The sequence below is a fragment of the Bradyrhizobium sp. USDA 4451 genome (genome assembly GCF_054822585.1).
The window spans coordinates 7213280-7239088 of sequence record NZ_JBTRCH010000001.1; the positions used below are offsets into that span (position 1 = coordinate 7213280).

Here is a 25809-nt window from a genome sequence, read left to right on the forward strand (position 1 = left end):
GGCCCCGCTAGAACGTCGACCTGGTCCGAGCCGGCAGCCGCAAGACCGGCGCCTTGCCGCCAGTTCATTTCGTCAATAAGCTGGTTCCCCACAACTGCTAACAGGCTGATGGCTCTTACGGAAACCTCCTGGCGTGGCGCCGCGATCGCTGTGTGCTTGCTGGCGCTCGCCGCAGGCGCTTGGCCTCTCACGGGTCAAGTCCGGCGTGCTGCTGCGGAGCCGCAACCGGACAAATCGGATTCGGGCCGTACCGAGCCCTCCCGCACCGCAAACAGCGACCAGGCCGTGGTCAAGCTGACGCCCAGCCAGCAGGGACAGATCGGACTCGAAACCGCGGTTCTGGAAGCCGCTCCGCATCCCGAGCAATTCCACGCATACGGCGCCGTGCTGGACATCTCCCGCATCACCGAGCTCACCAACAGCTACGCCAACGCACAGGCGCAGCTCCAGACCGCGCAGGCCAAGCTCGAAGTCGCGAAGAGCGCGTTCGACCGGACCAAGAACCTGGTCGACTCCGCCGCGCTGCCGAGAAAGGAAGCCGAAGCTGCGGAGGGAACGTTGCGGACCGACAAGGCCGCGCTTGCCGCCGCGGAATCGCAGCTCCGGACGCTGGCGGCGACGGCGCAGCAGGAATGGGGGCCGGTGATCGGCCGCGGCATCGTCGAGCGCTCGCCCGCCGTTGTCAGGCTGATCGAGCGCGATCAGTTTCTGGTCCAGGTGACGCTGCCGCCCGGCGTGAGCGTCACCGGGACTCCTGGAACGGCTCTGGCGCAGGCGCCGACACGAAATGCGAATATCGATCTTCAGTACGTCTCGCCGGCAACACGCACCGACCCCCGCGTTCAGGGACTGAGTTATTTCTTCTCGGCGCCGGGCGACAGCGGCCTGTTGCCCGGCATGAACACGACAGTCTATGTGCCGTCCGGCAACACGTATGAGGGCGTGTTCATCGAAGATACCGCGATCGTGCGATGGCAGGGCCGATCCTGGGTTTACCTGCGCGTGAGCTCCGACAGCTTCCGGCGGCTTCCGATCAGCACCGATCAGCCGGTCTCGGATGACGACTACGTCGTCCGGGATATCCCGTCGGGATCCGAAATCGTGATGCGGGGCGCGCAGGTCTTGCTGTCCGAGGAGGCCAAGAGCCAGCTTCGGGGCGGCGATGACAATGACTGACGGCATCGGCGCCAACAGGTCAGGGCCGCAAGCCGCTCTTGTCGCGTTCGCCATCCGCTTCCGCGGCATCGTGCTCGCGCTGTCGTTGGCGCTGCTGGGCTATGGCCTGTTCACGCTCGGCGAAGCCAAATACGGCGTCTTCCCCGAATTCGCTCCGCCTCAGGTTACGATCCAGACCGAAGCCCCCGGCCTCAGCCCGGAGCATGTCGAGCTTCTGGTCACCCAACCGATCGAAACGTCGATCAACGGCCTGGCCGGCGTCGAAAGCCTGCGCTCGTCGTCGATCCAGGGCCTCTCGGTGGTGACGGTCATCTTCCAGCCGGGTAGCGATATCTACCGGGCGCGGCAATTGGTGACGGAGCGTCTCGCGGTGGTGGCCGCGCGGCTGCCGCAGGGCGTGCAGCCGCCGTCGATGACGCCCTTGACCCCGCTGGCCGGCACGGTGCTGGTCATCGGCCTGACGTCCGACAAGCGCTCGCTGATGGATCTGCGCACCATTGCGGACTGGACCGTATCAAGACGGCTTCTGGCCGTACCGGGCGTCGCCCAGGTCGCCACCTACGGCAAGGATGTCAGGTCTCTGCAAGTGCAGGTCCGCCCCGACGACCTGATCCGGTTCAAGGTCGGCCTGAATGATGTACTGGCCGCCGCGCGCAAGGCCACCGGCGTGCGGGGCGCCGGCTTCATCGATACCGCCAATCAGCGCATCACGCTGCAAACCCAGGGCCAGTCTCTGACGCCCGAGCAGCTGGCCCGCACCGTGCTTCTGCACGAAGGCGGTGCTAGCGTGGTTCTCGGCGACGTTGCGACCGTCGTGACCGCGCCCGAGCCGCCGGTCGGGGCCGCCCTGATCGACGGCGTGCCGGGCATCATGCTCATGGTGAGCCAGCAATACGGCGCCAATACACGAGAGGTCACCACGCGCACCGAAGCCGCGCTGCAAGAGCTGCGACCGGGCCTTGAAGCCGACGGAGTTCGACTCCAGGCGGACATCTTCCGACCTGCCAATTTCATCGACGCGGCGACCGAGAACGTGCTCAACGCCCTGTTGATCGGCGGCGTGCTCGTGGTCGTCGTTCTCTTTCTATTTCTGTTCGACTGGCGCACCTCGATCATCAGCTGCACGGCCATCCCCCTGTCGTTGATCGCGGCCGTGCTCGCGCTGCAATGGATGGGTGAAACGCTCAACACCATGACGCTGGGCGGCCTTGCAATCGCGATCGGCGAAGTCGTCGATGACGCCGTGATCGGCGTCGAGAATGTCGTGCGCCGCTTGCGTGAAAACCGCCGGGCAATGGTGCCGAGATCCGAGGTTCGCGTCGTGCTCGACGCCTTCCTCGAAGTGCGTACCGCCGTTGCCTATGCGACATTTGCGGTGCTGCTGGTCTTCCTCCCGATCCTGACGCTCCCCGGCATTGCCGGCCGCCTGTTCGGACCGCTGGGCATCGCCTACATCTTCGCCGTGCTCGCCTCGCTCGCGGTCGCGCTTACGGTGACGCCGGCGCTCTCCATGCTACTCCTCGTCGGGAAGACCGGCGACCGGCGCCTGCATGAACCGCCTGCGGTGCGGTGGTCTCGTCGCTACTACCAGGCCTTGCTGCGCCGTATCGGCCGTTACCCGAAGCTGGTGATGACGTCGGCCGCCGCTTTGACGATCGCCGGCGCGGCGATGCTGCCTTTCTTCGGCGGGACGTTCCTGCCGGATCTGCGGGAAGGCCATCTGATCCTGCACGTCTCCGCGATTCCCGGCACCTCGCTCGACGAATCGCTTCGCATCGGCAAGCTGATGACGGATACGCTGCTGAAAATCCCGGGTGTACGCCGGGTGGCGCAGCATGCCGGCCGGGCCGAAGCCGGCATCGACACGGTCGGTCCGCATTCCAGCGAGTTCGAGGTCGACCTGGAGCCGGGGCTCTCGGGTAAGGCACAATCCGCGGCAGAAGCGCGCATCAGGGCCGCGCTTGCCGACTTCCCCGGGGTCTCCTTCTCGAGCAAGACCTATCTGACGGAACGCGTCGAGGAGACCGTCTCCGGCTTCAGCGCGGCGGTGGTGGTCAACATCTACGGACCCGATCTCGATGCGCTCGAGCGCGCGGCGCGCGACGCCGCGCGAGAACTGGATGAAGTCGGCGGTGCCGCCGACGTCCAGCAACGAACCCCATCAGGTATGCCGCAGGTCAACGTGACGCTGCGCCCGACTGACCTGCAACGCTGGGGGCTCGACGCGGTCGAAGTGCTCGAACTGATTCGGACCGCCTATCAGGGCGACGTCGTCGGCCAGGGCTACGAAGGCAATGCCGTCTTCAATGTCATCGTGATCCTCGACGCGCACGACCGCGCCCGGCTCACCCAGATCGGTGACCTGCCGGTGCGCACGCCGAGCGGCGCCTACATCCAGCTGAAGCAGATCGCCGACGTCTACGAGACGTCGGGCCGCTATCAGATCCAGCATCTCAATGCGCAGCGCGTTCAGACCGTGACGGCCAACGTCAGCGGACGCGATCTCGAATCCTTCGTGGCCGCCGCCAAACGCAAGCTGGCCCGCGAGGTCACGCTGCCGGCCGGCGCCCGTGTGGAATTTGCCGGGGCGGCCGAGGCTCAGGCCCGGTCGCGACACGATCTCATCGTCAACTCCTTGCTGGCCGGGACAGGCATCGTCGTTCTGCTCGCGATGGTGACCGGCCATTGGCGAAATTTATTGCTGGTCCTGATCAACCTGCCGTTCGCCTTTGTCGGCGGCGTGTTCGCATTGGCGCTGACCGGCGGCCTGCTTTCACTGGGATCGATGGTCGGCTTCGTCACGCTGTTCGGAATCACGCTGCGCAACTCCATCCTCATGATCTCGCACTACGAGCACCTTGTGCTGGTCGACGGTCGCGTGTGGGGACTGGATACCGTGATCGAGGGCGCAGCCGATCGGCTCGTCCCGATCCTGATGACGTCGCTCGTGACCGGCCTCGGATTGCTGCCGCTGGCGATCGGCGCGGGAGAACCGGGACGCGAGATCGAGGGCCCAATGGCGATCGTGATCCTGGGGGGCCTGATGACGTCGATGGCGCTTAGTCTGCTGGTACTGCCGACCCTCGCGCTTCGATATGCGCGCTTCAAGAGCCGCGCCTGAACACGTGCAAGGCGCGTGACGAGCTGGACCCGGTTTCGCTACACAAGCAGCGAACCGCGCGGGTCAGGCATTGGCCAGCGCGATCGGGCAATGACGGTTGAGCGATTTCTTTTTGGCGGGATCGCCGAAGCCGGTTCAGACCAGCTTTGCGCGCCGGCGCGGTCTATTCGACAGGCGCCCGGGGATCGAAAGACCCGCCGACACTGCCACGGCCTCCACTGCGTATGCCATCGAAGCCGCGGCAGGTCGTCAGGTGATGTTACTTGCGCGCTGCGCAGGCGTACATGTTGATTTCCATGCCCACCGGCACTTCGACGATCTTCGGTGTTTTCCAGGCCATTTCCTTCTCCCAAGTAAAAGTTGGCGCAAGCCTCGCGCCGCGCGGCAAGCTAAGACTGACTTTTCCAGGGCGCAAGCTGGGCTGGTCGGAACCCGACTTCGCTGCTGGACATGCCGACACGGGCGACGGCTCGCTGACGCCTGCCCGGCCTTGAGACGGCCGGGAAATCCCGACACTGATCTGTCAGGCATTTTCCGGCTGCCGGGCAGCGGCGCATCGATAAGCAAACCCGATTGCGCCGCGCCGGTCTTGCCCAAGAGCGAAATCGCAACTTTTTTTGTTATGCGCGGAATCCAGCATCGATATCCGGGATCCGCCCAGCCGGACTCGCCGGCAACGCGGCTATTTAAGCAGACGCAGCAGGGCCCGGCCGGCCCGCGACTTCAGCTCTTTCGCGTCCAGCGTTCCGTCACTGTCGGGATCGGCGGCCTTGAAGCGCTGCTCGACCACCGCGAGGTATTCGTCGAGCGTCAAGGTGCCGTCGTGATCCGGATCAGCCATCTTGAGTTCTTTCGCGGTGAGCCGTCCGTGCAACTCGCGCACGTCGAGCGTGCCGTCATGATCGGGATCGAGCTTCGCGAACAAATCGGCGGCAGCCTTCTTCGCTTCGGCAAGATCGACCGTGCCGTCATTGTCGGGGTCGAGCATCTTCAGCGCGTTGCGACTGCCGGATGCCGCCAATGCGGGGCCCGCGAGGGCGGCCATGGCCAAACTCAAAGCAAGCGATCGGCGCGAAATCATCATAGGTCTCCCTTGAGAGCCGCTCCTGCCGAGACTCCCGTCAAGACAAGAAACGGAGCCTGCCCTGCGTCGAACCCACCATAGCAGTTCCGACGAAGCTGCCTACCCGTCAAGGAGGCGGCAGACCGTGTCGGGTTTCGGGTGGAAAGCGATTGTCTCACGGATCATGTCTGGCATTCGGCAGATTGCATTGCACCGGGGATCAGCGAGGCGACCCCATGAGCGAGATTGACAGGACCACATTGGGCTCACTCGTAGCACTGATCCTGATCGCGCCGGTGTCCGCGCAGAACGCGGCCCCCGCCCCGACAACGGATGCGATCCAGCATCGCACCCTCACCGGCAAGGAGCGGCTCGGGCGCAAATGGACCGACGAGCAGCGCATCGACAACTGCAATGTGCCGCCGGACAAGCGCGGCACCAAGCCGCGGCCGAGCGCGTGTCCGCGTGCGCCGTCAAGCTGATCGAACGCTTCGCACTGCGACATAGCGACGGTCCCGCCTGGTGTTGAGTATTCCACACGACGGTAAGCCACGGACGCATTTGCGAAAAACCTGACGAGCTCAACCAGCCTCTCGAGCTTGGCTGGGGTTCGTTCACGTTTTCGTATTGACCCGTTTTGGTTTCAGGCGGATGGTTCCGCCCGCAACGTCAGGAATAGGCGTGCAGAAAAAGGTTCATTGGGAGGATAGGATGAGACGCATTGCGCTGGCCGCAAGCCTCGTGATTCTTGCATCGTATGGTGCAAGCGCCCAGACCAACGAGCAGTTGGTCAAGGGGGCGACCGATACTTCGAACGTTCTCAATTATGGAATGGGTTACAATCTTCAGCGCTTTTCGACGCTGAACCAGATCAACAAGGACACCGTCAAGAATCTGGTGCCGGTCTGGAATTACAGTTTGAACGACGACCGCAGCGAGGAATCGCAGCCGCTCGTCTACCAGGGCGTCCTTTACGTCACCACGCACAACGCGACGATCGCGGTCGATGCCAAGACCGGCAAGCAGATCTGGAAGACCAAGGTCGAGTATCCCGCCGAGACGCCGCGGATCGTCTGCTGCGGCATCATCAATCGCGGCGCCGCGCTGTATGACGGCAAGGTGTTCCGCACCACCCTCGACGCCAACGTGATCGCGCTCGATGCCAAGACCGGCAAGGAGCTGTGGCGCCAGAAGGCGGCCGACATCAAGGAAGGCTACTCGATGACGGTGGCGCCCTTGGTCGCCGACGGCGTCGTGATCACCGGCATCTCGGGCGCCGAATTCGGCACCCGGGGCTTCATCGACGGCTGGGATCCGGCCACCGGCAAGCAACTCTGGCGGACCTACTCGATCCCGACCCCGGACGAGCCCGGTGGCGACACCTGGAAGGGCGACACCTGGAAGCTGGGCGGCGGCTCGACCTGGATCACCGGCTCCTATGATGCCGAACTGAACACGGTGTATTGGGGCATCGGCAATCCGGGCCCGTTCAACTCGGCGGTGCGTCCCGGCGACAACCTCTACACCTGCTCGGTGCTCGCGCTCGACCCGAAGACCGGCAAGATCAAGTGGCATTACCAGTTCTCGCCGAACAATCCGTTCGACTATGACTCGGTGGCCGAGATGGTGCTTGCCGACATGAACGTCGAGGGCAAGCCGACCAAGGTGCTGATGGATGCCAACCGCAACGGCTTCTTCTACGTGCTCGATCGCACCAACGGCAAGCTGCTCGCGGCCAATCCCTATGTGAACGTCAACTGGGCCACCGGCGTAGACATGAAGACCGGCCGCCCGATCGAGACCGACGTCTCCAAGGATGCGCGTGACGGCAAGAAGGTCACGGTCTACCCGTCGATCCTCGGCGGCAAGAACTGGGAGCCGATGTCGTTCAATCCGCAGACCGGCCTCGCCTATGCCAACACGCTCGCCTTCGGCGGCCACTACAAGGCCGAGCCGGTGACGTTCAAGCAGGGCGAATGGTATCTCGGCATGGACCTCACCGATCCCTGGGAATGGGGCACCGGACCGCGCGGCCATCTCAAGGCGATCGATCCGATGACCGGCAAGGCGAAGTGGGAAGCGCCGAGCGACATTCCGCGCTTCTCCGGCGTGCTCTCCACGGCCGGCGGCGTGGTGTTCTCCGGTCAATTGACCGGCGAATTCGAGGCGTTCGACGCCGACACCGGCAAGAAGCTCTGGCAGTTCCAGACCGGCTCGGGCATCGAAGGACAACCCATCACCTGGCAGCAGGACGGCGTGCAGTATGTCGCCGTCACCTCGGGCTATGGCGGCGTCTATTCGCTGTTCTCCGGCGACGAGCGGCTTGCCAAGGTGCCACCCGGCGGCTCGCTGTGGGTTTTCGCGGTCAAGAACTGAGCGCGGAGCACACGTGACTGAACGCGTATCCCTGTTGACGGCGGCGATCTTCGCCGCCGTCGCGGCGACCTTGATCATATTGATCCCGGCGGCCGCACAGCAACCCAGTGCAATCGACCTTGAGGGTCAGGCCGACCAGGGCAAGGTCACCTACGCCAAGAACTGCTCGCATTGCCATGGACCCAACATGGTCAATTCCGGCACCATCACGCCGGATTTGCGCGCATTTCCCGACGACAAGACGCGCTTCGTGACCACCGTGAAGCAAGGCAAGAACGGCAAGATGCCGCCCTGGCTCGACATCCTGAGCGAGCAGGAGATCGCCGACGTCTGGGCCTTCCTGGTGACCCGGAGGCCGCAATGAGAGCAATCCTCGCGGGCACAGCGGCAGCCCTGCTGCTTGCGATGACGGCGGCGGCACATGCCGGCGACGCGCCGCTCAAGGTGTGCCTCGACGAGGATCTGCCGCCGCTGTCGGCGCATCATCGCGGCAAGCCGGATGCCGGCTTCGACGTCGCGCTCGCGCAAGCGGTTGCCGAGCGGCTCGGGCGGCCGCTCAAGATCCAGTGGTTCGAGAGCAAGCTCGACGAGGATTTGAGCCCGGCGCTCGAAGCCAACGCGCTGCTGTCGGACGGCCGCTGCGCGCTGGTCGGCGGCTACGCCCTCACCACCGACTCGCTGAAGGTGCCCGGCGTCACGACCGCAAAGCTGCCGGACTTCGACGGCGCGACGCGCGACGATCGCCGCCGGCGGATTCCGATCGGGGTGCTGGTGCCGAGCCAGCCCTACATCTATTCGCCGATGACCGTCGTGCTCGGGCCGAAAGCGAAACAGCGCAAGATCACTGATATCGGCGACCTCGCCGGGCTTCGGCTGACGATCGAAAGCGGCACGCTCGGCGATGCCATCCTGATGACGTTCGACAAGGGCAGACTGATCGAGGACATCACCCACCTGGTTCCCGGCCGCAGCGACCTGCTGGGCGAGCTCGAGCGCGGCGAATACGACGCCACGCTGCTCGACCTGCGCCGCTTCGACGCCTACCGCGCCGAGCATCCCGACACCAAGATCGCCGCCTCCGGCTATTACTATCCGATCGGCGCCAACCGCGGTTACGTCGCGCTCGACACCGACAAGGCGCTGCTGGAGGCCGTCAACAAGGCGCTGTCCGATCTGCAAGCCAAGGGCGCCATCGCCGAGCTCGGCAAGGCCGCCGGCCTCACCTGGCTCGCGCCGCGCGAGCCGATCGTCCTCGGCGATGTCTGGCTGAAGATCCTGAACCGCTGACGCCTGCGACTACCGCAGGTAGCTCGCCAGGTTCATGCTCTGGATCTTGGAGATCGCCGAATAGGACGCCGTCAGCTGGGCCTGATAGGTCGACAGCTGCGCCGTCACCGCGGCGACGTCGACGCTGGTGAGGTCGGTCGACAGGGTCTTGGCGAAGTTCTGGTAGTCGCTCTGGTCGGTGCTGGCGGTCTCGATCTGCGACGCCGCGGTCGAGAGCTTGGCCTGCACCGTCGACGTCGCATCCAGCGCGGTGCTGGCGAAGTCGAGCGCCTGCGAGATATCGCTCGACGACAGGCTCGAGCTGTTGCCGACATATTTCAACAGCCGCATGACCTGCTCGAACGCCGGATCATCCGCGGTGACGCCATAGGACACCGACTGGCTGTCGGAGACGCGCACGGTCGCGATCTCGCTGTCGCCCTTGTAGTAGCTGGTGTCCGATGTCGTCAGCGAGCCGGTGCCGGTGCCGAAGGTCGACATGTCCACCGGGGCGGTGTCGGTGCGGGCGCCGCTGAAGACGTATTCGCCGTCATACTGGGTGTTGAGCAGTCCCTGCATCTGCGCCATGGCCTGCTGGGCATAGTTGATCACCGATGCCGTCGCCGTGCTGCTCCCGGTGGTGGCCGCGCTGAGCTGGGTGCGCAGCTGGGTGATGATGTCGGTCACCGAGCCGACCGCCGAATACATCGCCTGCACCTTGTTGTCGGCGAGATTGGCGGCGTCGATATAGGACTGGGCGCGCGTCACCGAGACCTGCAGATTAATCACGCGCCCGGCGCCGGATCCGTAGCCGCCGAAATCCTCCGATTGCATCCCGGAGGATTCCTGCACCTGCTCGTTGGCCATCGCCGCCTGCAGCCGCAGCGCGCTCGTGATCATCTGGTCCGACTGCGCGAAGGTGGCAACACGCATCAACATGACGACGGCCTCACACTCAGCTTGCGGTCATCGCGGTCATCAGCGCCGAGAACATGGCGTTGATGGCCGTGATGATCTGGGACGCGGCGGCGTATTTGTTCTGCAAGGCACTCAGATTGGCGCTTTCCTGGTCGATGTTGACGCCGGATTGCGACGACAGCGAATTCGCATAGGTCGACTGCGCGGTCTGCTTGGCGGTGTAGGTCGACGACGCCTGGGTCGCCTTGCCGGCGACGTTGGCGACGATCGCAGCCGCATAGTCAGTGAACGAGCCTGTGGTGGCGCCGAGCCCGCCCGCCATCGCGAAATTGGTCGATCCCGTCAGCGCGCTCGAGAGCGCGTTGATCACCGTCGCCGAGCCGGGCGACAGCACCGAGTTTCCGGTCGTCAGCGTCGATGACGCATCGAGCGTCGCGGTCGGCAGCGCCGACGTGCCGTTGAGGATGTCGCTGCGCACCGCGATGTCGGAGGCGCTGGTCCCGTTGATCAGGTCGTTGAGTCCGAAATAGTCCGAAAATCCCTCGCCGGGACTGCCGACCGAGCTCGTCATCTCGTTGATGGCGACGCCGTAGCCGGAGCCGTTCGCCGAGATCGTCAAATGTCCGTTGGCATCGAGCGAAGCCGTGACGCCTGGCACCTTGCTGTTGATATCGCTGACGAGCGCGCTGACCGTGGTATCGGACGCGAGATCGAGATCCTTGTAGGACACCAGATTGCCACTCTTGTCCGTAACCGCAATCCGCACCGTGCCAGTCGCCGACAACGGCGTCGAATTGCTCACGGTCGCGGTTCCGGTCAAGGTCGCCGGCGGCGGCAGCGATGTGCCCTGGTTGGAGACGGCGTTGACGGTCGCGGTCAGCTGCTGGGCGAGCTCGTCGAGCTGCGACTGCGCGGCCGGCAGCGTCTGGTCTCGCAACGTGATCAGTGCACTGACCTTGCCGGACGTGATCTGCGAGGTGATGTCGACCCCGTTGACGGTGATCGCGCTGAAGCCGCTCGTCGCCGATCCCGCGGTGTAGGTCGTTGCCGCCGTGACACTGGACGCCGGCGTGTAGCTCAACGGATGCGCCGTGCTGTCGACCAGGGCCTGTCCCGAGCCGGTATAGACCTGCACGTCGCCGCTCGAGTTGGTGAAGTAGCTCACATTCATTTGCGATGCGAGGTCTTGCAACGCGCTGTTGCGCTGGTCCTCGAGATCGGCGGTCGGCTGGCCTGCGGCGGCTTCCTGCTTGATCTGCTTGTTGAGGTCCGAGATCTGCTGCAGATCGGAATTGATGTCGGTGACCGACGACGCGATATCCTGGTCCGCGTTGGAGCGCAGCTTCTGGATCCCGCTCGAGGTCTGCTGCAGCTGGTCGGTGACCGCGTTCAGCGCACTGACGGCGTTCGCCTGCAACGACGCGCTGCTCGGCGTGCTTGCCAGCGACGACAACGCCGACTCGAATGCCGCGATCGTGTTCGCCAGCGAGGTGCCCGTCGTCGAGCTGTCCGAGCTCGAGGTCGAGCCATAGAGCTGCTGAAGCTCGGTCAGATAGCTGTTGTTGGTGTCGGCGGCGCCGAGATCGGAATCGGCGCTGACCAGAGACTTCAGCAGCAGCTTGTCGACCGAGCTGGTAATCCCCGTGATCGTGACGCCGGTGCCGACACCGGCGGTAACGCTGCTGCTCTGGTTTGCGGTTTTCTCGGTATAGCCCTTGGTGTCGGCATTGGAGATGTTGGCCGAGGCTATGCTGATCTGCACCTGCGTGGCTGACAGCCCGCTGAATGCGATGCTTCGTGCGATATCGAGCGACGACACGGCCTACTCCCTCCGGCGCCGGCCCGATCAGGCCCGCACGTTGGTACCATAGGACATCGCGGGCGTAACGCGACGGCCGCCGGCCCCATACGGCGATACGTTGGCGATCTGCTCGCGGATCGCCTGCATGATCGCCTCGATCCGGCGGTTGCTGGCATCGATCGCCGCGCGCAGCCGCATCACGTTCTCGTCCATTGCGACACGCAGCTTCAGGATCCGGTCCATCAGCTGCTCGCGCAGCGCACGGTCCTGAACGTTGAGATTGGCGGCCTTGCCGACCGCCTCGGCCACACACTGCTCGAACAGGATGGCAAGGCGGTTCTTCTCGTCGACCTGCTTCAGTCGCGAGGCCGGCAGGCCCTTGGCGAGCTCGACGTTCTCCTCGTTCACGATCGCGATCAGATTGTCGATCAATGCGATCAACGACCTGGCGCGTTCGTCATTGCCCGCGGGATTGATCTTGATGTTACGTTCCGGTGTCATGTCATCACTCCCGTTCAAGCTAGTGTCCGCGGCGCAGGTCGCGAACCGATTGTGCGCTGCGCCCGTATGCGGTGATCGCGGTTATCCGGGCCGTGGCCCGGTTGAATTCCTGGTCGAGCCGCGCGCATTCGCGCATCAGCAAGTCGTGCAATGTTCCGATATCGTCGAGCAAAGCGATGATGTGCGCCCGATCGTTCGGCTGGACCGCAGCGGCCTTCGCCTTCAGCCGCCGAAGCCTGACCAGCAGGCGGTCATTGTTGTTGTCGGTCATCATCGCGACACCGCCGAGATCAGCGTATCGAACATCTTGTCGACGGTGGTGATCACCTGCGACGCCGCCGAATAGGCCTGCTGCGCCGAGATCATGTTGGAGAACTGGCCGCTGGTGTCGGTGGTGCTCGATTCCAGCTCGCTGCCGTAGATCGTCCCGGCGCCGTTGCTGCCCGAGGTCTGCAGCGTGGCGTTGCCGGAGGCGGCGGTCGCGGAGTACATGCCGTCGCTGGCCGCGCTCAATCCATTGGGGTCGCTGAAGGTCGCAACCGCGATCTTGTAGATCGCGATGGTCTGACCGTTGGAGTAGGTGGCGTCGACCACGCCGCCCTTTCCGATCGCGATGCTGCTCAGCTTGCCGTACGGCAGACCGTCCGAGGTGATGCTGGTGAGATCGACGGCTGGCGTGGTCTGGCCCGACGAATACTGTGTGAGGCCATCGGTCTTGCCGGCCGTACCGAGATTGAGCGTGATGGCGGTACCGTTGGCGGTGGAGCTGTCGGCTGCGCCGTCCTTCCATCCGGTGATCGAGATGGTCGGCGGGCTCGGGTTTGTCGAGGCGAGCGAGCCGTCGGCATTGAAGGTGATATCCACCGTATCAGTGATCGCGTTGGCACTTGCCGTGGTGGAGTCCGACGCGAGCTTGGGCTGCTCGAAGCTGGCCTGCCAGGTATTGTCGGCGGTCTTCTTCCAGTCGATCTGGATCGTGCTCGCCGTACCCAGCGAATCGTAGACCGTCATCGAGCTGTTGAAGGTCGCGCCGACGGCGGCATCGGCCGGCAGGTTCGCCGCGACCGTGGTCTTGGTGGTGGCGCTGCCGCTGGTGGAGGCCACCTGGGTGTTGATGGGCCCAAGGCTCGCGGCAGAGGCATTGCCGATGATGTTGCCGTCAGCGTCGGTACGCCAGCCTTCGAGGTAATTGCCGTTGTTGACGAGGTAACCCAGATTGTCGGTAGTGAACGCACCGTTGCGCGTATAGGAGGTGGTGCCGCCGGTCGTTGCGTTGGTGGTGACAAAGAAGCCGCTGCCCTGGATCGCGACGTCGGTGGCGTTGGTGGTCGCAGCCAGCAGGCCCTGCTGGGTGATATTGGCGCGGCCGGACACCGTGACGCCGCCGGACGTGTACGAGGTGGCGCTGTTCGACGCCGTCACCAGATCCTCGAACATCGCCGACGTGGTCTTGTAACCCGTGGTGTCGGCGTTGGAGATGTTGTCGGAAATCATTGCCAGCGACTGGCTCTGCGCATTGAGCGCCGAGATCGCCGAGGAAAGTGCACCAGTGAGACTCATGATAATACTCCGGAAGCAATCAGGACGTGACGCCGATGATATTGGCGGCGCTGACCGGGACGCCGTTCACGAGCAGCGACGGCGTCGAGCCGGAGGCATCGATCCCGGTCACCGTTCCCGTCATCGTGGTGTAGCTGAGCAGCGAGTTGCCGGCGGAGTCGGTCGCGGTCACCTGGATGGTGTACTGGCCGCCATTGCTGAGCTGCGTGCCGCTCGTGGTCTGACCATTCCAGGTGAAGCTGTTGGAGCCGGCGTTTCCGGTCCCCTTGCCGCTCCATACCGTGTTGCCCGAGGAGTCCTGGATCGTGATCGCGACGTTGGACGCGGCCGAGGTCAGCGAGTAGCCGAACGTCGCCGAGCCGTTGGTCAGCTCCGCCGTATTCGTCTTCGCCTCGACGGTGTGACCGATGTAGTTGACCGAGTTGAGCGTCACGAGGCTCGAGAACGAGCTCGCCAGCGACGTCATGCTGGCGTTGGTCGACTGCTGCTCGGTGAAGTTGGCGTAGGAGGTGAGCTGATTGATGAAGTCGGTCGTGCTGGTAGCGTTCAGCGGGTCCTGGTTCTGCAGCTCGCTGACCAGCAAATTGAGGAAATCGGTCGAGCTCATTCCCATCGAAGCAGTCGACGATGAGCTCGACGACGAACTCGAAGCGGCGGAGGTTGCAGCAGAGGTTGCCGAGGAAACGGTCATGACAAGGCTCTCTTCGTCGCGGGTCAGTGCGACGGAACGCGTTGGAACATTGGGGTCGTGAAGTCGTTCGCAGATAAAACGGATGACGCGCCGAATTCAGGCGCGAATTCATCTCGGTGGAATCACTTGAGTAATCGGCAGAATTTGCCGATCGGCCAGCGGTCATAAGGCGCTCCTCAGAGCTCGCAAAGGGTCGCCAGCGACCCGCCACGGAAACGCGCGGCGTCGTCGTCGGGCGAACGCAGAGAGCCTAGAGCGAAAGGTTGATCGGCAGATCCGGCTCGCCGAACAGCAATGCCGGCGGCGTCAGCGCGGGCAACAGGCACAGCGCCAGCAACAGCGCGGGCAGCACCTTGCCTTGCGGCGCGGATTCGCCCGCAGCTTGCGCATCGTTTGGCTGGTCTTCGGGCGCAGCCGGCTCCGAAGCCGGCTCGGGGGGCGCCTGTTGGGGCAGTTTCGCCGCTGCGGCCGTGATGCGGTCGACAAGCCCCTTGGGTGCGCGAACCGGCGGTGCCGCAAGGGCCCGCCGCACCGCGCTGGCCTCTTCATAGAGCGTCCGCGCCTCGGCCGAGGAGGCCAGCAGCTGGACGGCGGCAAGACGCTGATCATCGGGCCAGCGGGATAGATCCTCCCCCAGCCGGTCGATCAGGTCTTCGAATGTCGCAACGTCCATCCCGCGCGCAGATCCAGCCTCGTCGCCACGGCTGTCATAAAGCATTCGCGGGACGGCGGAAATCAATTTCCGCCGCCGGTCCGTCAGGTCCAGCATGGTGCTCACCGGGCGGCCTTTTTCCCCAACAGGACGCCCGCCCTGGCGCCCTGCCCCCTCCCGGCGAAACGGGTTCGCCGGCCGATTCGCCCGCTCAGCGGCCAACGGCCGATTCGAGCGCCTTGTCGAGCGTTTTGGCCTTGGCCGCCTTGCCGGCGGTCGCCTCGACATACGTCCAGGCGTCGCGAAGCTCAGTCAGGCTGGCGATGATGCGCCGGAAATTCTCCCTGGCGTGCGGCCGGCCGTAGGAGCGCAGGCATGCCATGATCAGGGCATTGTAGGTCCGGAACAGGCGATCGGCCATCGCGCCGCCGCGGGTGACGTCGAGATGGTGGCTCAGTCCGCGCAGGATCGCGGTCGCCCGCGTCAGATAGGCGTGCCCTTCCTCGAAGCGCTTCGCCTCGTGCGCATCCAGCGCCTTCTGCAGGAAGGTGATGGCGCCATCGCACAGCATCACCACCGCCTTCAGCGGCGGCACCGCCACCGCGGCGGATCGATAGGCATTGTTGGCGAGGTAGGCCGTGGCATTCTGGGTCATTATTTACTCGATGATGCGTTCAGGAGGGCACTCAGGTAGCCCAGCGTGTTGTTCGCGCTTTCGATGGCGGCCTGATAGTTGGCGTATTGAAGCTGCAGCTGCGCCTTGAACGTCGCTGCATTGCTCTGAATGTCATTGACCTGGGATTGCAGATCGGTGTCGCGCGACTGCAAATTGGTGATCAAGGTTTGCAGCTGACCGCTGGTCCCGGAATTGGTCTGCGCGAGTTGATAGATCTGCGTCGCAAGACCGGAGGTCGACGACACGGTGATCGATTGCGAGGTCGAGCCGGTATAGGTGAATGCCATGCCGGCATAGATCGTGCCCGCGTTGCCGATAATGGAGTTGCCGACAATCGAAAAGCCGGAGCTGTCGCCGCCGACCGAGGCCCCGCTCAGCGTGCCGGTCGAATCCACGGTCACGTCGAGCGTGAAGGATTGCGGGGACGTGCCGGTATTGACCACGCTGAGCTGGCTGGACGAGGTGGTGGTCTGCGCCGACAGCAGTTTGGTCACACCGGCCAGATTTTGCGTCAGCACCGTCGACAGCGTGCCCGTATCGAGCTGCAGCTCGTTGTTCTCGTTGAAGGACAGGCCGAGATCGGCCATCGTCATGCCGTTCACGGTCCCGCTCAGCACCTGCTGGAGCTGGGTCATGATATCGCGCATCGTGCTGTCGCCGAACAGCACTGCGGTCGATGCGGCGGTGCCGTCAGAATTCTGCGCGGACTGCGCGATCACCTGATCGCGAAACGCGTTGTAGTTGGTGACGAAGGTCTGCAACGCACTCGTGATCTGGCTGGTGTCGGTCTGGATGCTGATGTTCAGGCTGGTGCCGCTCGGCGTCGGCTGCAGCAGGTCGAAGGTGACGCCGGTCAGAACGTCGGAGATATCGTTGGTATTGCGGGTGAGCGCGATGCCATCGAGCGTGAACTGCGCGGACTGCGACTTCTGCAGCACGTCGGTGAATGCCCCCGACGTGTCGGTAACGCCGAGCTTGTTCAGGATATCGTCGCCCGACGTCGACGAATAGGTGATGTCGGCGGCGTCCTGGGTTCCCGTCAGCACCATCTCGTAGGACCCGCTCGACACCTGGACGATCGAGGCCTGGACATTGGTGGTCGATGTCTGCGCATTGATGGTGTCGACGACATCCTGCATCGACATGCCGCTGGTGATCGAGATCGCCGTGCTGGTGCCGCCGGCCAAGCCGAGCGAGAACGTGCCGGACAGGCCCAGCGCCGTCGACGAACTCGACTGCGTGGAGCCGATCACTTTCTGCGCGGTCGCCAGCTGGCTGATCTGGAGCGTATGATCGCCGGTCGCCGAGCCGCTGTTGACGCTCATGTTGAGCGCCGAGGAGGCGCTGACGTCGCCGGTGGACGAAATCGTCGCCGAGCGCGTGGCAAATGCGTTGGTCGCTATCGAATTGATGATCGAGGTGCTGAGCGACGACAGCCCGGTGGCCAGCGTCGACAATTCCGTCTGCAGCGATTGGTAGGCGGTGATCTTGGCCTGGTTGGCGGTGATCGACGTCGTGATCGTGGTCGCCTGCGTGAGCTTGGCGTTGACCTCGGCTTCGATCAGGGCATCCCAATCGATACTGGTCGAATTGGTCGTGCCGGTGGTTGTCACCGTGCTGGCAGAACTGGGCGACGTCGTGCTGGATGTGCTGCTCGAGGTGGCGCTGCTAACCGTCATGTCGACACTTCCGCCGCAATAGGAATCGGGCCGGCATCATGCCGGCCCGATCTGTCTGTCGAATTAGCCGAGCAGCTTCAGCAGGTACTGCGGCATCTGGTTCGCCGCCGTTTCCGCCGAAACCGCGGCCTGGGTCTTCACTTCGGCCGAGGACAGCGTCGCCTGCTCGGCGGCGATATCGACGTCCTTGATCGCCGAGTTGGCGGACTGCAGGTTCTGGGTCTGGGTCGAGATCGAGTCGGCGCTGAAGTTGAAGCGCGATTCCTGGGCACCGATCTCGGCGCGGGCGGACGACACGGTGTCGATCGCGCTGTCGAGCGCCGACATCGCGCTGGTGGCGGTCGAGAGGCTCGAGACGTCGAGCGAGGTGACGCCGAGCGAGGACGCCGTCAGGCTGGTCAAGGTGATCGTGATGGTGTCGGCCGAGGTCGAGCCGACCAGCACCGAGACGCCCGAGGAGAACACGCTCGAACCGTCGAGCAAGCTCTGGCTGCTGTAGCGGGTGCCGCTGGCGATCGAGTCGATTTCGCCCTTGAGCTGCGTGAATTCCGAGTTGATGTAGGCGCGGCTGGAGTCAGCCACGGTGCCGGAGGCGGACTCCGAAGCCAGCGACTTCATGCGGGCCAGGATGTCCGAGATGTTGGAGGCGCCGCCGTCGGCGGTCTGCAGGATCGAGGTCGCCTGCGCCGCGTTGGTGGCGGCCTGCTGCAGCGTCGTGATGTCGGAAGAGATGCGGGTCGAGATCGCGAGGCCGGCGGCGTCGTCGGAAGCCGAGGTGATGCGCGAGCCGCTCGACAGCTTCGACAGCGCGCTGGTTTCCTGCTGCGAGTTGATGTTGAGGTAACGGACCGCGGAGTTCGCGGCGGTGTTGGTGGAAATTGCGGGCATGAGTAGCTCCTGTGATGATGGGGCATGGCATGCCGCATCGGGAAGAAGAGAGGTGACGCGGATCCAGCCCCCGTCCGCCCGATCAAACGGGTCGGCCGCCGGTGGTCAGGCGCGAAATCTTCAGAAGCCGAAATTTATGGTTAGCAGTCGGTAAACGCGCCGCGCAGGTCCCGCTCGTGCCGCTTGAGCATCTCGCGCAGCTGTTGCCGCCCGCGCTTCAAGAGCGATTCGACCGCCGCGACGGTCGTGTCCATCACGTCGGCGATCTCGCCGTTGCTCATGTTCTCGTGGTAGGAGAGGATCACCGCGACGCGCTGCTGCTCCGGCAGGCGCTGCATCGCGAGCTCCAGAAGATTGCCGATTTCGTTGCGCTCGATGACGGTCGAGGCGTCGAGCTGCGTGTCGGCGACCTCGGGCACGACATCGACATTCTCGGTGCGCGGCTTGCGGCGCAGATCGATGCAACGGTTGCTGACGACGCGATAGAGCCAGGTCGAGAACTTGGCGCGGCCGTGCTGCCAGCGGCCGCGATGCGTCCACACCTTGAGCATCGTGTCCTGCACCACGTCTTCGGCGTCGGCGGCGTTACCGACGATGCGCAGCGCGATCGCGTAGGCGCGATCGACATGGCGTTCGACCAGAGCACGAAACGCCGCCTCGTCGCCGGCGGCGAGGCGGTCGAGCAGTTCCTTGTCCTCGTCCTGGATCTCGACGGTGTCGAGCGGGCCCGCATCGGCAACCGTGGGGACGTTGCTCCAGGGAGCCGCCGCTTCGACCGGCGCAGCCGCGACCGTCGTCGCCTCCACCTCGACCGCTGCCATCACATCAAGCGCGTAACTCATCCGCCGCTCTCCAACCAACGCCGCTGGCACACATCCCATGCGGCTTCTGAGCGTTGAACGGAGGCGCCAGGCAAACCAGGCGAACTTTTTTCGTTATTTTTCAAGTGCTTAGCTGGATCTTTTTGCCGACCGCCCGGCAAAAGCTGCCGCTGCGCAAAGGCGCAACCGGCAATTCTACGGAGAATGGAGCAGTCGTTCAGCATCGCCTCGCATGCCCGCGGAAAAGTTCGTCGCGCCGGAAAACGCTGTTGTCACATCAACTAACGCCACGCGAACACGTGCATGCGCGGAGCATGCGAGTGATCCATTGCCGTTGGTCGCCATCTTGCATTCGACGATTGCGACTAGGCAATTTTTTCCGAATCACCATTTCGACGTTATCGGATTTTTTGAGTCTGTCAGTCGCGAAGCGCGCGTTTTCGAATCTCGCGTCAACTTTTTTGAACCGACGCGCCTGATTTGTCTCATGCACGCGTTCAATGCATGAGGACCGGCGGGAATTTTGCGCATGACGATCATGACGGTCGACGCGACGCGTCGAGCGCAGAATGTTTCTGCATGTTCATTCGATGTTTTCGATACATTTCTGCTGCGCGCCTGCACGGCGCCAGATGGCGTATTTGAAAGGGTTTTTCAGCTTTCTCGCATTGCTGAAAAATTTCCGAATATGTCCGTCAGTTTCGTTCAGCATCGAATCCAGGCTGAGGCGCGCGCGCGCAAGCTCGCGCTGGAGCGCAACGGCTCCACTGAAGTGCGCATCGCCGATATCTATAAGTACTTTCCGTTCAGGCTGTTCGGCCTGAAGCGCGACGCGTTGCAGGATCTCGCGCGAATCGAATTCCAAGCCGAGCTCGAGCTGTGCCGCGCCAATCCGGAAATGCTCGAGCAATATCTGGACATGAAGCGTGGTGGCTTTCGCGTCGGCTTCATCTCCGACACCTACTGGAGCACCGAGCAGCTCGCGCAATTGCTGCGCAGCTGCAGTCCCGGGCTGAGCTGGGATTTCCTCTACGCATCCTGCGATCACGGCAGCAGCAAGAGCGAAGCGCTGTTCGAGGCCTATCTCGCCGAGCAAGGCGTCGATGCGGCGAGCTCGTTTCATGTCGGCGACAATCACGACGCTGATATCAAGGGCGCGCGCCGTCACGGCATCCGCCCGCGCTACTATCCGCAGGCCAGCGCGGCGCTGGCCTCGAAGTTTCAGCGCGAAACAGCGATGTACGAACTGCTGTGTCCCGATCAGCCGTCGCGACTCGATCGCGGCGCCCGTACGCTGCGGCGTGCGGTGGCGGCGCGGAGCGCTGAGCATTCGCCAGCCTTCAGCCTCGGCGTGACCGTGCTCGGCCCCGTCATGGCGGCGTTCGACGCCTTCATCGAGGCCCGGCGTGCGGCGCTGGTGCGCGCGGGCGCGCGCGTGGCGATCGGATTCCTCGGCCGCGACGGTCTGCTGCCGCATCGCGTCTGGCAAGCCGGCCATGGCGAGAGCCAGGCAGGCCATGGCGAGAGCCAGGCCGGCCATGGCGAGACCGGCGCTTATATCGAGATCAATCGCCGTGTCAGCCTGGTCGGATCCGCCGATACGCTCGAGCCGCTGATCGAGCTGCTGAGCCGTGTCGTCAAGATCGACGCGCCGACCTTTGTCGATATCGTCAAGGTGCAGCCGCCTGCGGTGATGAATTTCTTTGCCCGGTATCCGGACGGCATTGCGAGCGGTCGCGAACTCGCCGACGCCCTGCCCGATCTGATGGACCCGCGCGAGATCACCGATATCGCGGCCGGCGTGCGCGACCGCCTGCTCACCTATTTGCGCGCCCGGATCCCGGACTTCGATCACTGTACCGACCTGATCCTGGTCGATCTCGGTTATTCGGCGAGCGTGCAGAAGTCGCTGCGGCGCATCTTCGATCGCGAGGGCATTCGCATCCGCCTGCACGGCGCCTATCTGCTGACGCTTGACGACGCCTTCGACGATATCGCCGATGACGACAGCGCGGAAGGCCTGATCTCCGATCGCATCGTCACGCCGCACGTCAAGCGCATGCTGATCCGCAACGTCGCATTGCTGGAGCAGCTCTGCTGTTCGGCGGAGGGATCGGCGCGCGACTATCGCGGCGGCGAGGTGCTGCGCGAGGGCGATCAGCGCCCCGCCGCCCAGCTCGCACTGGCGACCGAGGTGCAGTCCGGGACGATCGCCTATGCATCGCGCGCCCGCGAGCTGGCGCCGCGCTATGCATTGCAGCCCGACGCGGACCCGATAGTCGCCGCGCGCTGGGCCGCTGCGGTGCTCGGGCGCCTGCTGCTGCTGCCCAACGATGACGAACTGGTGCTGCTCGGCGGCATCAAGCATGACGTCAATCTCGGCACCCAGGCGCTCGCGCCGCTGCTCGATGCCGACTTCATCAATGATAGCATCAGCGCCCGCGGCCTCGTGGCCGCCTGCACGGCGCCGGCGCCGCCGATGTGGCTGGCCGGCAGCTTTGCCGCGTTGTCACCGTCGCACGCCTATCTCTACACGCTGTTCGGCGCCAATCGCCTGCCCGCCAACGTGTTCGGCGAGTCGCACTGCGGGACCTTGCAGGTCGGCCTGTTCGGGCGGGACGGCCAGGCGTCGCTTGAGGCGATCACCGTCTATCACACCGGGCTCGGTGATCTTCGGCTGCGGATCCCACTGTCGCGCCGCATGGCGGTTGCGACCATCGCGCTGCCGTTGCCGAAACTTGCCCGCAACGGGCTGCTTCACGGCATCACCGTCCAGTACGGTGAAAGCGCGGCGAAAGCTGCGGCCAGTCCTAACCTGACGGCGATCGCCGGGGAACGGCTCACCGATGCCGGCATCGAGCGGAACGGCCGTCAGTTCCGCGCCACCAGCGAAGACGGCATGCTGCTGATCCCGGTCGACGGCTTCGAGGACGACGTTGCGATCTACACGATCGCGCTGACCGCCCTCGACCATGACCGCATCCTCGCGGTCGAGACCCGTGACGGCAACCGAGCCCCCTCGGCCACGCTGTCCTGGCGCGCCGGTAATGGCGCGCCGCCAACCAACGGCAGCTGATTTGTCCGCCTGATCTGGCCGCCTCGCCCGTAGAAGGTTAACGAAGGGCAGTGCGGGCATGATTTCGGCTGACGCGGCGCAAGCGGACGGCTTGCAGACGAATTTCGACCAATTGCTGGCGGCGAACGGCATCCGGATGAGCGCGGCGCAGCGCCGGCGGCTGGCATGGCTATCCGGGCGGCTCGGGCGTGTGTCGATCCACCGGGGCCGGCTCGGTGACGGCGCGGGATGACGGCGTCATCATGGTCGTCGAGCCGCCGAGCGGCCCCGCCGCCGAGATGCTCTACCGGTCGCTTCGCGCCGACAGCGCGGTCGTCATTCCGTTCGGCGAGAACCCGGCGTTCGATTTCCTGAAATCCAAGCTGACCGACTTCGGCACCGTCGGACCAAGCTACGATGGCCCGCACGAGATGTGGTGGGGTGGCCTCAACTGGCGTCTGATCGCGCCCGAGGCAGGCGCAAGCTCCGAGGCCGCGCTGCGCGTGGTCTCCTGCTATCCGCGCGCCCTGGGCGACGATCATGCCCGCGCGCTGCGCGAGAAGCTTGCCGAATTCCAGATCGCGAGCGAGATCGTGCCGATCGACACCGCGGACGGCGCGCACATAAGCGCATCCGACAAGTCCGCGTTCATGCTGCGGATGTGGGAGGCGCACGACGAGCCGCTGCTCTTCATCGAAGCCGATGCAACACTCAGCGAGCCGCCGCTGCTGCCCTCCCACCTCGCTTGCGACGCCGCGCTCCACAAATGGAATCGGTGGGAGATGTCGGCGCGCACCCTGTATCTCGGCCGCTCGCCTGGCGCCGAAGCGCTGCTGCGCACCTGGCATCACATCGCGACCGCCTATCCCGCGGTGTGGGACGGCTACTTGCTCGACCAGGCCTGGAGCCTGACGTCGTCGCAGATGGCGCTCGACACCGCCTGGCTGCCGCGCTCATACCACGCTCCGGCCGAGGACGCCGGCACGCCCCGCCATACCACGATCGTTCACAACCTGCCGACCGACAACAGCGATCTCGGTCCCGACGCCGAATTCGGCGTCGCGATGCGGCCCGCGCGGCGCGCCAGCCGCAGCGGCGGCCGCGATGCCATGATCGTGGTCACGTCGCAGGCGGCCTCGAACGATGCGATCACCGTGATCATGCGCGATATCGCGACCAGCGACGCGCGCGAGATGGCCGCCAGCATCGAGGCCGTCACCGGCGCATTCGCCGCCGATTGCGGCGGCTTCGGCCGGCTCGAACTCGCGCTCTGCCCCTGGCAGGACGACATCCGCGCGGCGAAATCGGCAGCCAAGAGCGCCAACAACCGGATCATCGAGATCGCGCCGTGGCAGACGCTGCCGGCCGATCTGTTCCGCACCGTAGGCCAATCCCGCGATGCCGGCAGCGTCGTCATCATGGCCGGGCAGCGCGGCTGACGGACGGAAAGAAAAAACAAGAGAAGGACACCCGCATCATGAAGACCATCATCCTTCTCACCGGCGTCGCCGACCAGCAATTCGCGCTCACCGAACTGTTGAAGGCGCACAACCCGGCGCTGTCGTTCCGCTGCGCGGTGACGGCTGAGGAACTGGCCGCGATCGAGCCCGAGGTGTTGCGCGAAGCCCGGCTGCTCGCCTTCACCACCAGCGTCATCGTGCCGGAGAGCATTCTGACGGCGCTCGGCCACGGCGCCTATAATTTTCACCCCGGCCCGCCGCAATATCCCGGCTGGGCGCCGGCGCATTTCGCGCTCTATGACGGCGCGCGCAGCTTCGGCGCGACGGCCCATGTGATGGCCGCGCGCGTCGATTCCGGTCCCGTCGTCGGGGTCGAGTCCTTCATCATTCCCGACAAGATCGGCGTGCGCGGGCTCGAGCAGATCGCCTATGTGCGGCTGGCCCATCTATTCTGGCGGATGTCGCGCGATCTCGCCTGCAATCCGGCGCCGCTGGCCGAGCTGGAGATCGCCTGGTGCGGCGTCAAAAGTACAAGGCAGATGTACCGCGACATGTGCGAGCTTCCCGCCGGCATCAGCCCCGGTGAGCTGGCACGCCGGATCCGCGCCTTCCACGACGATTTCCGCGGCATCCCGCTGACCGTCTCCGTGCACGGCATCCGCTTCCAGCTCGCGACGACGACGACACAGACGCCCGAGGCGCCCCAAGTGATCGCGCCGCCGCTCGCCGCGGCTTCCTGACCACGCCACCAAATCGGCTCACGAGCCGGGTGTCCATTTCCAGACGATATCGGAAACATTGATCGGCTTTGGGATCAGCCCGATCGCCTTGAAGCGGTCGGCAATCGCCTGCTGGCTCCTGATGATCTCGGCGTCGACCGGCACCACCTGGTAGTTCGAGCGCGCGACGAAGCGCCTGACCGCCTCGATGTCGACGCCGGTGGCCTCGGCCTGCGCACGAGCCACCTCCTCGCGGTGATCGGCGGCCCATTTTCCTTCGGCGGCAAAGATGGAGTTCAGCTTCGCGACGATGGATGGATACTTCGCAACAAAGTCCGATCCCGCGATGTAGAACGCGTTCGGCCTGTGCACGTCCTTGTCGAAGGCGATCACGCGGACCTTGTCCTTGATCTCCGCCAGCGCCAGATAGGGATCCCAGATCGACCATGCGTCGACGATGCCCCGGGAGAACGCGACGGTCGCGTCCGCCGGCGCCAGCGGCGTCGGCGTGATGTCGCTCCAGGACAGGCCGGCCTTGTCGAGCGCGGCGACGAGCAGATTGTGCGCGCTCGAGCCCTTGCCGAACGCAACGCGCTTGCCCTTGAGGTCGGCGAGCGTCCGGATCGGGGAGTCCGCCGGCACGATGATCGCCTGGTTGCTGCCATCAGAGGTCACCGCCGCCACGTATGTGATCTTTGCCGCACCGGCCTGCGCAAAGATCGGCGGCGTATCGCCGACGAACCCGAAATCGACGCTGCCGACATTGATCGCCTCGAGCAGCGGCGGGCCGAACTGGAAGTCGATCCACTTCACCTCGATGCCGAGCGGCTTGAACGCATCCTCGACGGTGTGACGCTGGCGGACGGCCGGAAACAGGCCGCCCTTCTGCGTGCCGATGCGGATCTCGGCCGGCTTGTCTTCGGCCCGGGCCGGCGCGACGGCGAATGCGGACAATGCCAGCGCGGCCGCAAGAATGGTACGTCTGGTCGTCATGACAGTCCTTTCAAAGGTTGTCTTTCAGATGTTGCGTGAGTTCGATGACGGTCGGCCGCGCACCTGGCGGCGCTGCAAATGCGCCCTCACCGCGCGCTCTGCGGCGCGGGCGGAGCCGAAATGCCCGCCGTCGAGGCCATCGAAGGCCCGGTCCGAAGAGAAGAAGCAGAAGCCGCTGTTATCGCCGACGACGATACCCGCGGTGCGATCCGATACTTCGATGACGTAAGCTTGGGATGTTTGCGCTTGGGACATGCGTGCTCCATCGCCGAATGACGGCGTCCTGTCTGATTGTCGGGTGCTTTGGATTTGTCGAAGCGATCAACAACAGACGCCGGTCGCCGCCGAGACGCAGCGGTGCTGCATGCGGCTTCGCATGTCGCACATCAAGCT

General features: G+C 64.7%; 25 protein-coding genes. 10 read left to right on the forward strand and 15 right to left on the reverse strand.

Going from position 1 to position 25809, the window contains the following annotated elements; genetic code table 11:
- The first annotated feature begins 156 nt into the window (after positions 1 to 156).
- Together ACVMB0_RS33835 and ACVMB0_RS33840 are read left to right on the forward strand one after the other, a co-directional pair.
- Positions 157 to 1176 carry an efflux RND transporter periplasmic adaptor subunit gene (locus ACVMB0_RS33835; protein WP_461348962.1) on the forward strand — a complete coding sequence of 340 codons (1020 nt, stop codon included), beginning with the start codon at positions 157 to 159 and terminating at the stop codon, positions 1174 to 1176.
- Positions 1169 to 4297, forward strand: coding sequence for an efflux RND transporter permease subunit (locus ACVMB0_RS33840; protein WP_461348963.1), 3129 nt, complete (start codon positions 1169 to 1171; stop codon positions 4295 to 4297). The genes ACVMB0_RS33835 and ACVMB0_RS33840 overlap by 8 nt, the downstream gene beginning before the upstream one ends.
- A gap of 259 nt (positions 4298 to 4556) precedes the next feature.
- Here ACVMB0_RS33840 and pqqA read toward each other — a convergent pair whose 3' ends face one another.
- Both pqqA and ACVMB0_RS33850 read right to left on the reverse strand, forming a co-directional pair.
- On the reverse strand, positions 4557 to 4637 hold the full coding sequence (gene pqqA, locus ACVMB0_RS33845; protein ID WP_009031067.1) for a pyrroloquinoline quinone precursor peptide PqqA: 81 nt from the start codon (positions 4635 to 4637) through the stop codon (positions 4557 to 4559).
- Between the two features lie 342 nt (positions 4638 to 4979).
- Positions 4980 to 5378, reverse strand: a complete 399-nt coding sequence (locus tag ACVMB0_RS33850; protein ID WP_456756480.1) for an EF-hand domain-containing protein — start codon at positions 5376 to 5378, stop codon at positions 4980 to 4982.
- Between the two features lie 218 nt (positions 5379 to 5596).
- Here ACVMB0_RS33850 and ACVMB0_RS33855 point away from each other — a divergent pair, with 218 nt between their 5' ends.
- From ACVMB0_RS33855 to ACVMB0_RS33870, 4 genes are all read left to right on the forward strand, one after another.
- Positions 5597 to 5842: a hypothetical protein gene (locus tag ACVMB0_RS33855; RefSeq protein WP_461348964.1), complete on the forward strand. Its 246-nt coding sequence runs from the start codon at positions 5597 to 5599 to the stop codon at positions 5840 to 5842.
- A 229-nt stretch (positions 5843 to 6071) separates the two neighbouring features.
- Positions 6072 to 7736 (forward strand): methanol/ethanol family PQQ-dependent dehydrogenase, encoded by a 1665-nt coding sequence (locus ACVMB0_RS33860; protein WP_461348965.1) that lies wholly within the window; start codon positions 6072 to 6074, stop codon positions 7734 to 7736.
- Positions 7737 to 7749: 13 nt separating this feature from the next.
- Positions 7750 to 8100, forward strand: coding sequence for a c-type cytochrome (locus ACVMB0_RS33865; protein ID WP_461348966.1), 351 nt, complete (start codon positions 7750 to 7752; stop codon positions 8098 to 8100).
- The gene (locus ACVMB0_RS33870; protein WP_461348967.1) at positions 8097 to 9023 is read left to right on the forward strand and encodes a substrate-binding periplasmic protein; all 927 of its coding nucleotides are present in this window, start codon (positions 8097 to 8099) and stop codon (positions 9021 to 9023) included. The genes ACVMB0_RS33865 and ACVMB0_RS33870 overlap by 4 nt, the downstream gene beginning before the upstream one ends.
- Before the next feature lie 9 nt (positions 9024 to 9032).
- Here the strand turns inward: ACVMB0_RS33870 and ACVMB0_RS33875 are convergent, their stop codons facing one another.
- The 11 genes from ACVMB0_RS33875 to ACVMB0_RS33925 all read right to left on the reverse strand — a co-directional run bounded on the left by ACVMB0_RS33875 (position 9033) and on the right by ACVMB0_RS33925 (position 19210).
- The gene (locus ACVMB0_RS33875) at positions 9033 to 9941 is read right to left on the reverse strand and encodes a flagellin (RefSeq protein ID WP_461348968.1); all 909 of its coding nucleotides are present in this window, start codon (positions 9939 to 9941) and stop codon (positions 9033 to 9035) included.
- Between the two features lie 16 nt (positions 9942 to 9957).
- Positions 9958 to 11739: a flagellar hook-associated protein FlgK gene (gene flgK, locus ACVMB0_RS33880; protein ID WP_461348969.1), complete on the reverse strand. Its 1782-nt coding sequence runs from the start codon at positions 11737 to 11739 to the stop codon at positions 9958 to 9960.
- 27 nt (positions 11740 to 11766) lie between these two features.
- The gene (locus tag ACVMB0_RS33885; RefSeq protein WP_456753508.1) at positions 11767 to 12222 is read right to left on the reverse strand and encodes a flagellar protein FlgN; all 456 of its coding nucleotides are present in this window, start codon (positions 12220 to 12222) and stop codon (positions 11767 to 11769) included.
- 19 nt (positions 12223 to 12241) lie between these two features.
- On the reverse strand, positions 12242 to 12493 hold the full coding sequence (locus ACVMB0_RS33890; RefSeq protein ID WP_461348970.1) for a hypothetical protein: 252 nt from the start codon (positions 12491 to 12493) through the stop codon (positions 12242 to 12244).
- On the reverse strand, positions 12493 to 13782 hold the full coding sequence (gene flgE, locus ACVMB0_RS33895; protein ID WP_456753506.1) for a flagellar hook protein FlgE: 1290 nt from the start codon (positions 13780 to 13782) through the stop codon (positions 12493 to 12495). The genes ACVMB0_RS33890 and flgE overlap by 1 nt, the downstream gene beginning before the upstream one ends.
- A 19-nt stretch (positions 13783 to 13801) precedes the next feature.
- Positions 13802 to 14473: a flagellar hook assembly protein FlgD gene (locus tag ACVMB0_RS33900; protein WP_461348971.1), complete on the reverse strand. Its 672-nt coding sequence runs from the start codon at positions 14471 to 14473 to the stop codon at positions 13802 to 13804.
- Between the two features lie 250 nt (positions 14474 to 14723).
- A complete protein-coding gene (locus tag ACVMB0_RS33905; protein ID WP_461348972.1) occupies positions 14724 to 15242 on the reverse strand; it encodes a hypothetical protein in 519 nt (172 codons plus the stop codon).
- A 94-nt stretch (positions 15243 to 15336) separates the two neighbouring features.
- Positions 15337 to 15780, reverse strand: coding sequence for a flagellar export chaperone FliS (locus ACVMB0_RS33910; protein WP_461348973.1), 444 nt, complete (start codon positions 15778 to 15780; stop codon positions 15337 to 15339).
- Positions 15780 to 17480: a flagellar filament capping protein FliD gene (gene fliD / locus ACVMB0_RS33915; RefSeq protein ID WP_461348974.1), complete on the reverse strand. Its 1701-nt coding sequence runs from the start codon at positions 17478 to 17480 to the stop codon at positions 15780 to 15782. Before fliD ends, ACVMB0_RS33910 begins: the two co-directional genes overlap by 1 nt.
- A 63-nt stretch (positions 17481 to 17543) precedes the next feature.
- Complete coding sequence (locus ACVMB0_RS33920; RefSeq protein ID WP_212016051.1) at positions 17544 to 18368, reverse strand: flagellin; 825 nt, start codon at positions 18366 to 18368, stop codon at positions 17544 to 17546.
- Between the two features lie 140 nt (positions 18369 to 18508).
- The gene (locus ACVMB0_RS33925; RefSeq protein ID WP_456753501.1) at positions 18509 to 19210 is read right to left on the reverse strand and encodes an RNA polymerase sigma factor; all 702 of its coding nucleotides are present in this window, start codon (positions 19208 to 19210) and stop codon (positions 18509 to 18511) included.
- Between the two features lie 667 nt (positions 19211 to 19877).
- On the opposite strand from ACVMB0_RS33925, the gene ACVMB0_RS33930 reads away from it, so the two are divergent.
- The 4 genes from ACVMB0_RS33930 to ACVMB0_RS33945 are packed head-to-tail and all read left to right on the forward strand — an operon-like array spanning position 19878 to position 24444.
- A complete protein-coding gene (locus ACVMB0_RS33930; RefSeq protein ID WP_461348975.1) occupies positions 19878 to 22265 on the forward strand; it encodes a hypothetical protein in 2388 nt (795 codons plus the stop codon).
- 58 nt (positions 22266 to 22323) lie between these two features.
- Complete coding sequence (locus ACVMB0_RS33935; RefSeq protein WP_461348976.1) at positions 22324 to 22497, forward strand: hypothetical protein; 174 nt, start codon at positions 22324 to 22326, stop codon at positions 22495 to 22497.
- Positions 22454 to 23683, forward strand: a complete 1230-nt coding sequence (locus ACVMB0_RS33940; protein WP_461348977.1) for a hypothetical protein — start codon at positions 22454 to 22456, stop codon at positions 23681 to 23683. Before ACVMB0_RS33935 ends, ACVMB0_RS33940 begins: the two co-directional genes overlap by 44 nt.
- A gap of 35 nt (positions 23684 to 23718) precedes the next feature.
- Positions 23719 to 24444: a formyltransferase family protein gene (locus ACVMB0_RS33945; protein ID WP_456756479.1), complete on the forward strand. Its 726-nt coding sequence runs from the start codon at positions 23719 to 23721 to the stop codon at positions 24442 to 24444.
- 18 nt (positions 24445 to 24462) lie between these two features.
- Here ACVMB0_RS33945 and ACVMB0_RS33950 read toward each other — a convergent pair whose 3' ends face one another.
- Both ACVMB0_RS33950 and ACVMB0_RS33955 read right to left on the reverse strand, forming a co-directional pair.
- Complete coding sequence (locus ACVMB0_RS33950; RefSeq protein WP_461348978.1) at positions 24463 to 25416, reverse strand: aliphatic sulfonate ABC transporter substrate-binding protein; 954 nt, start codon at positions 25414 to 25416, stop codon at positions 24463 to 24465.
- 24 nt (positions 25417 to 25440) lie between these two features.
- Entirely contained in the window at positions 25441 to 25671 is a 231-nt protein-coding gene (locus ACVMB0_RS33955) for a hypothetical protein (RefSeq protein ID WP_461348979.1), read from the reverse strand.
- Positions 25672 to 25809 lie beyond the last annotated feature (138 nt).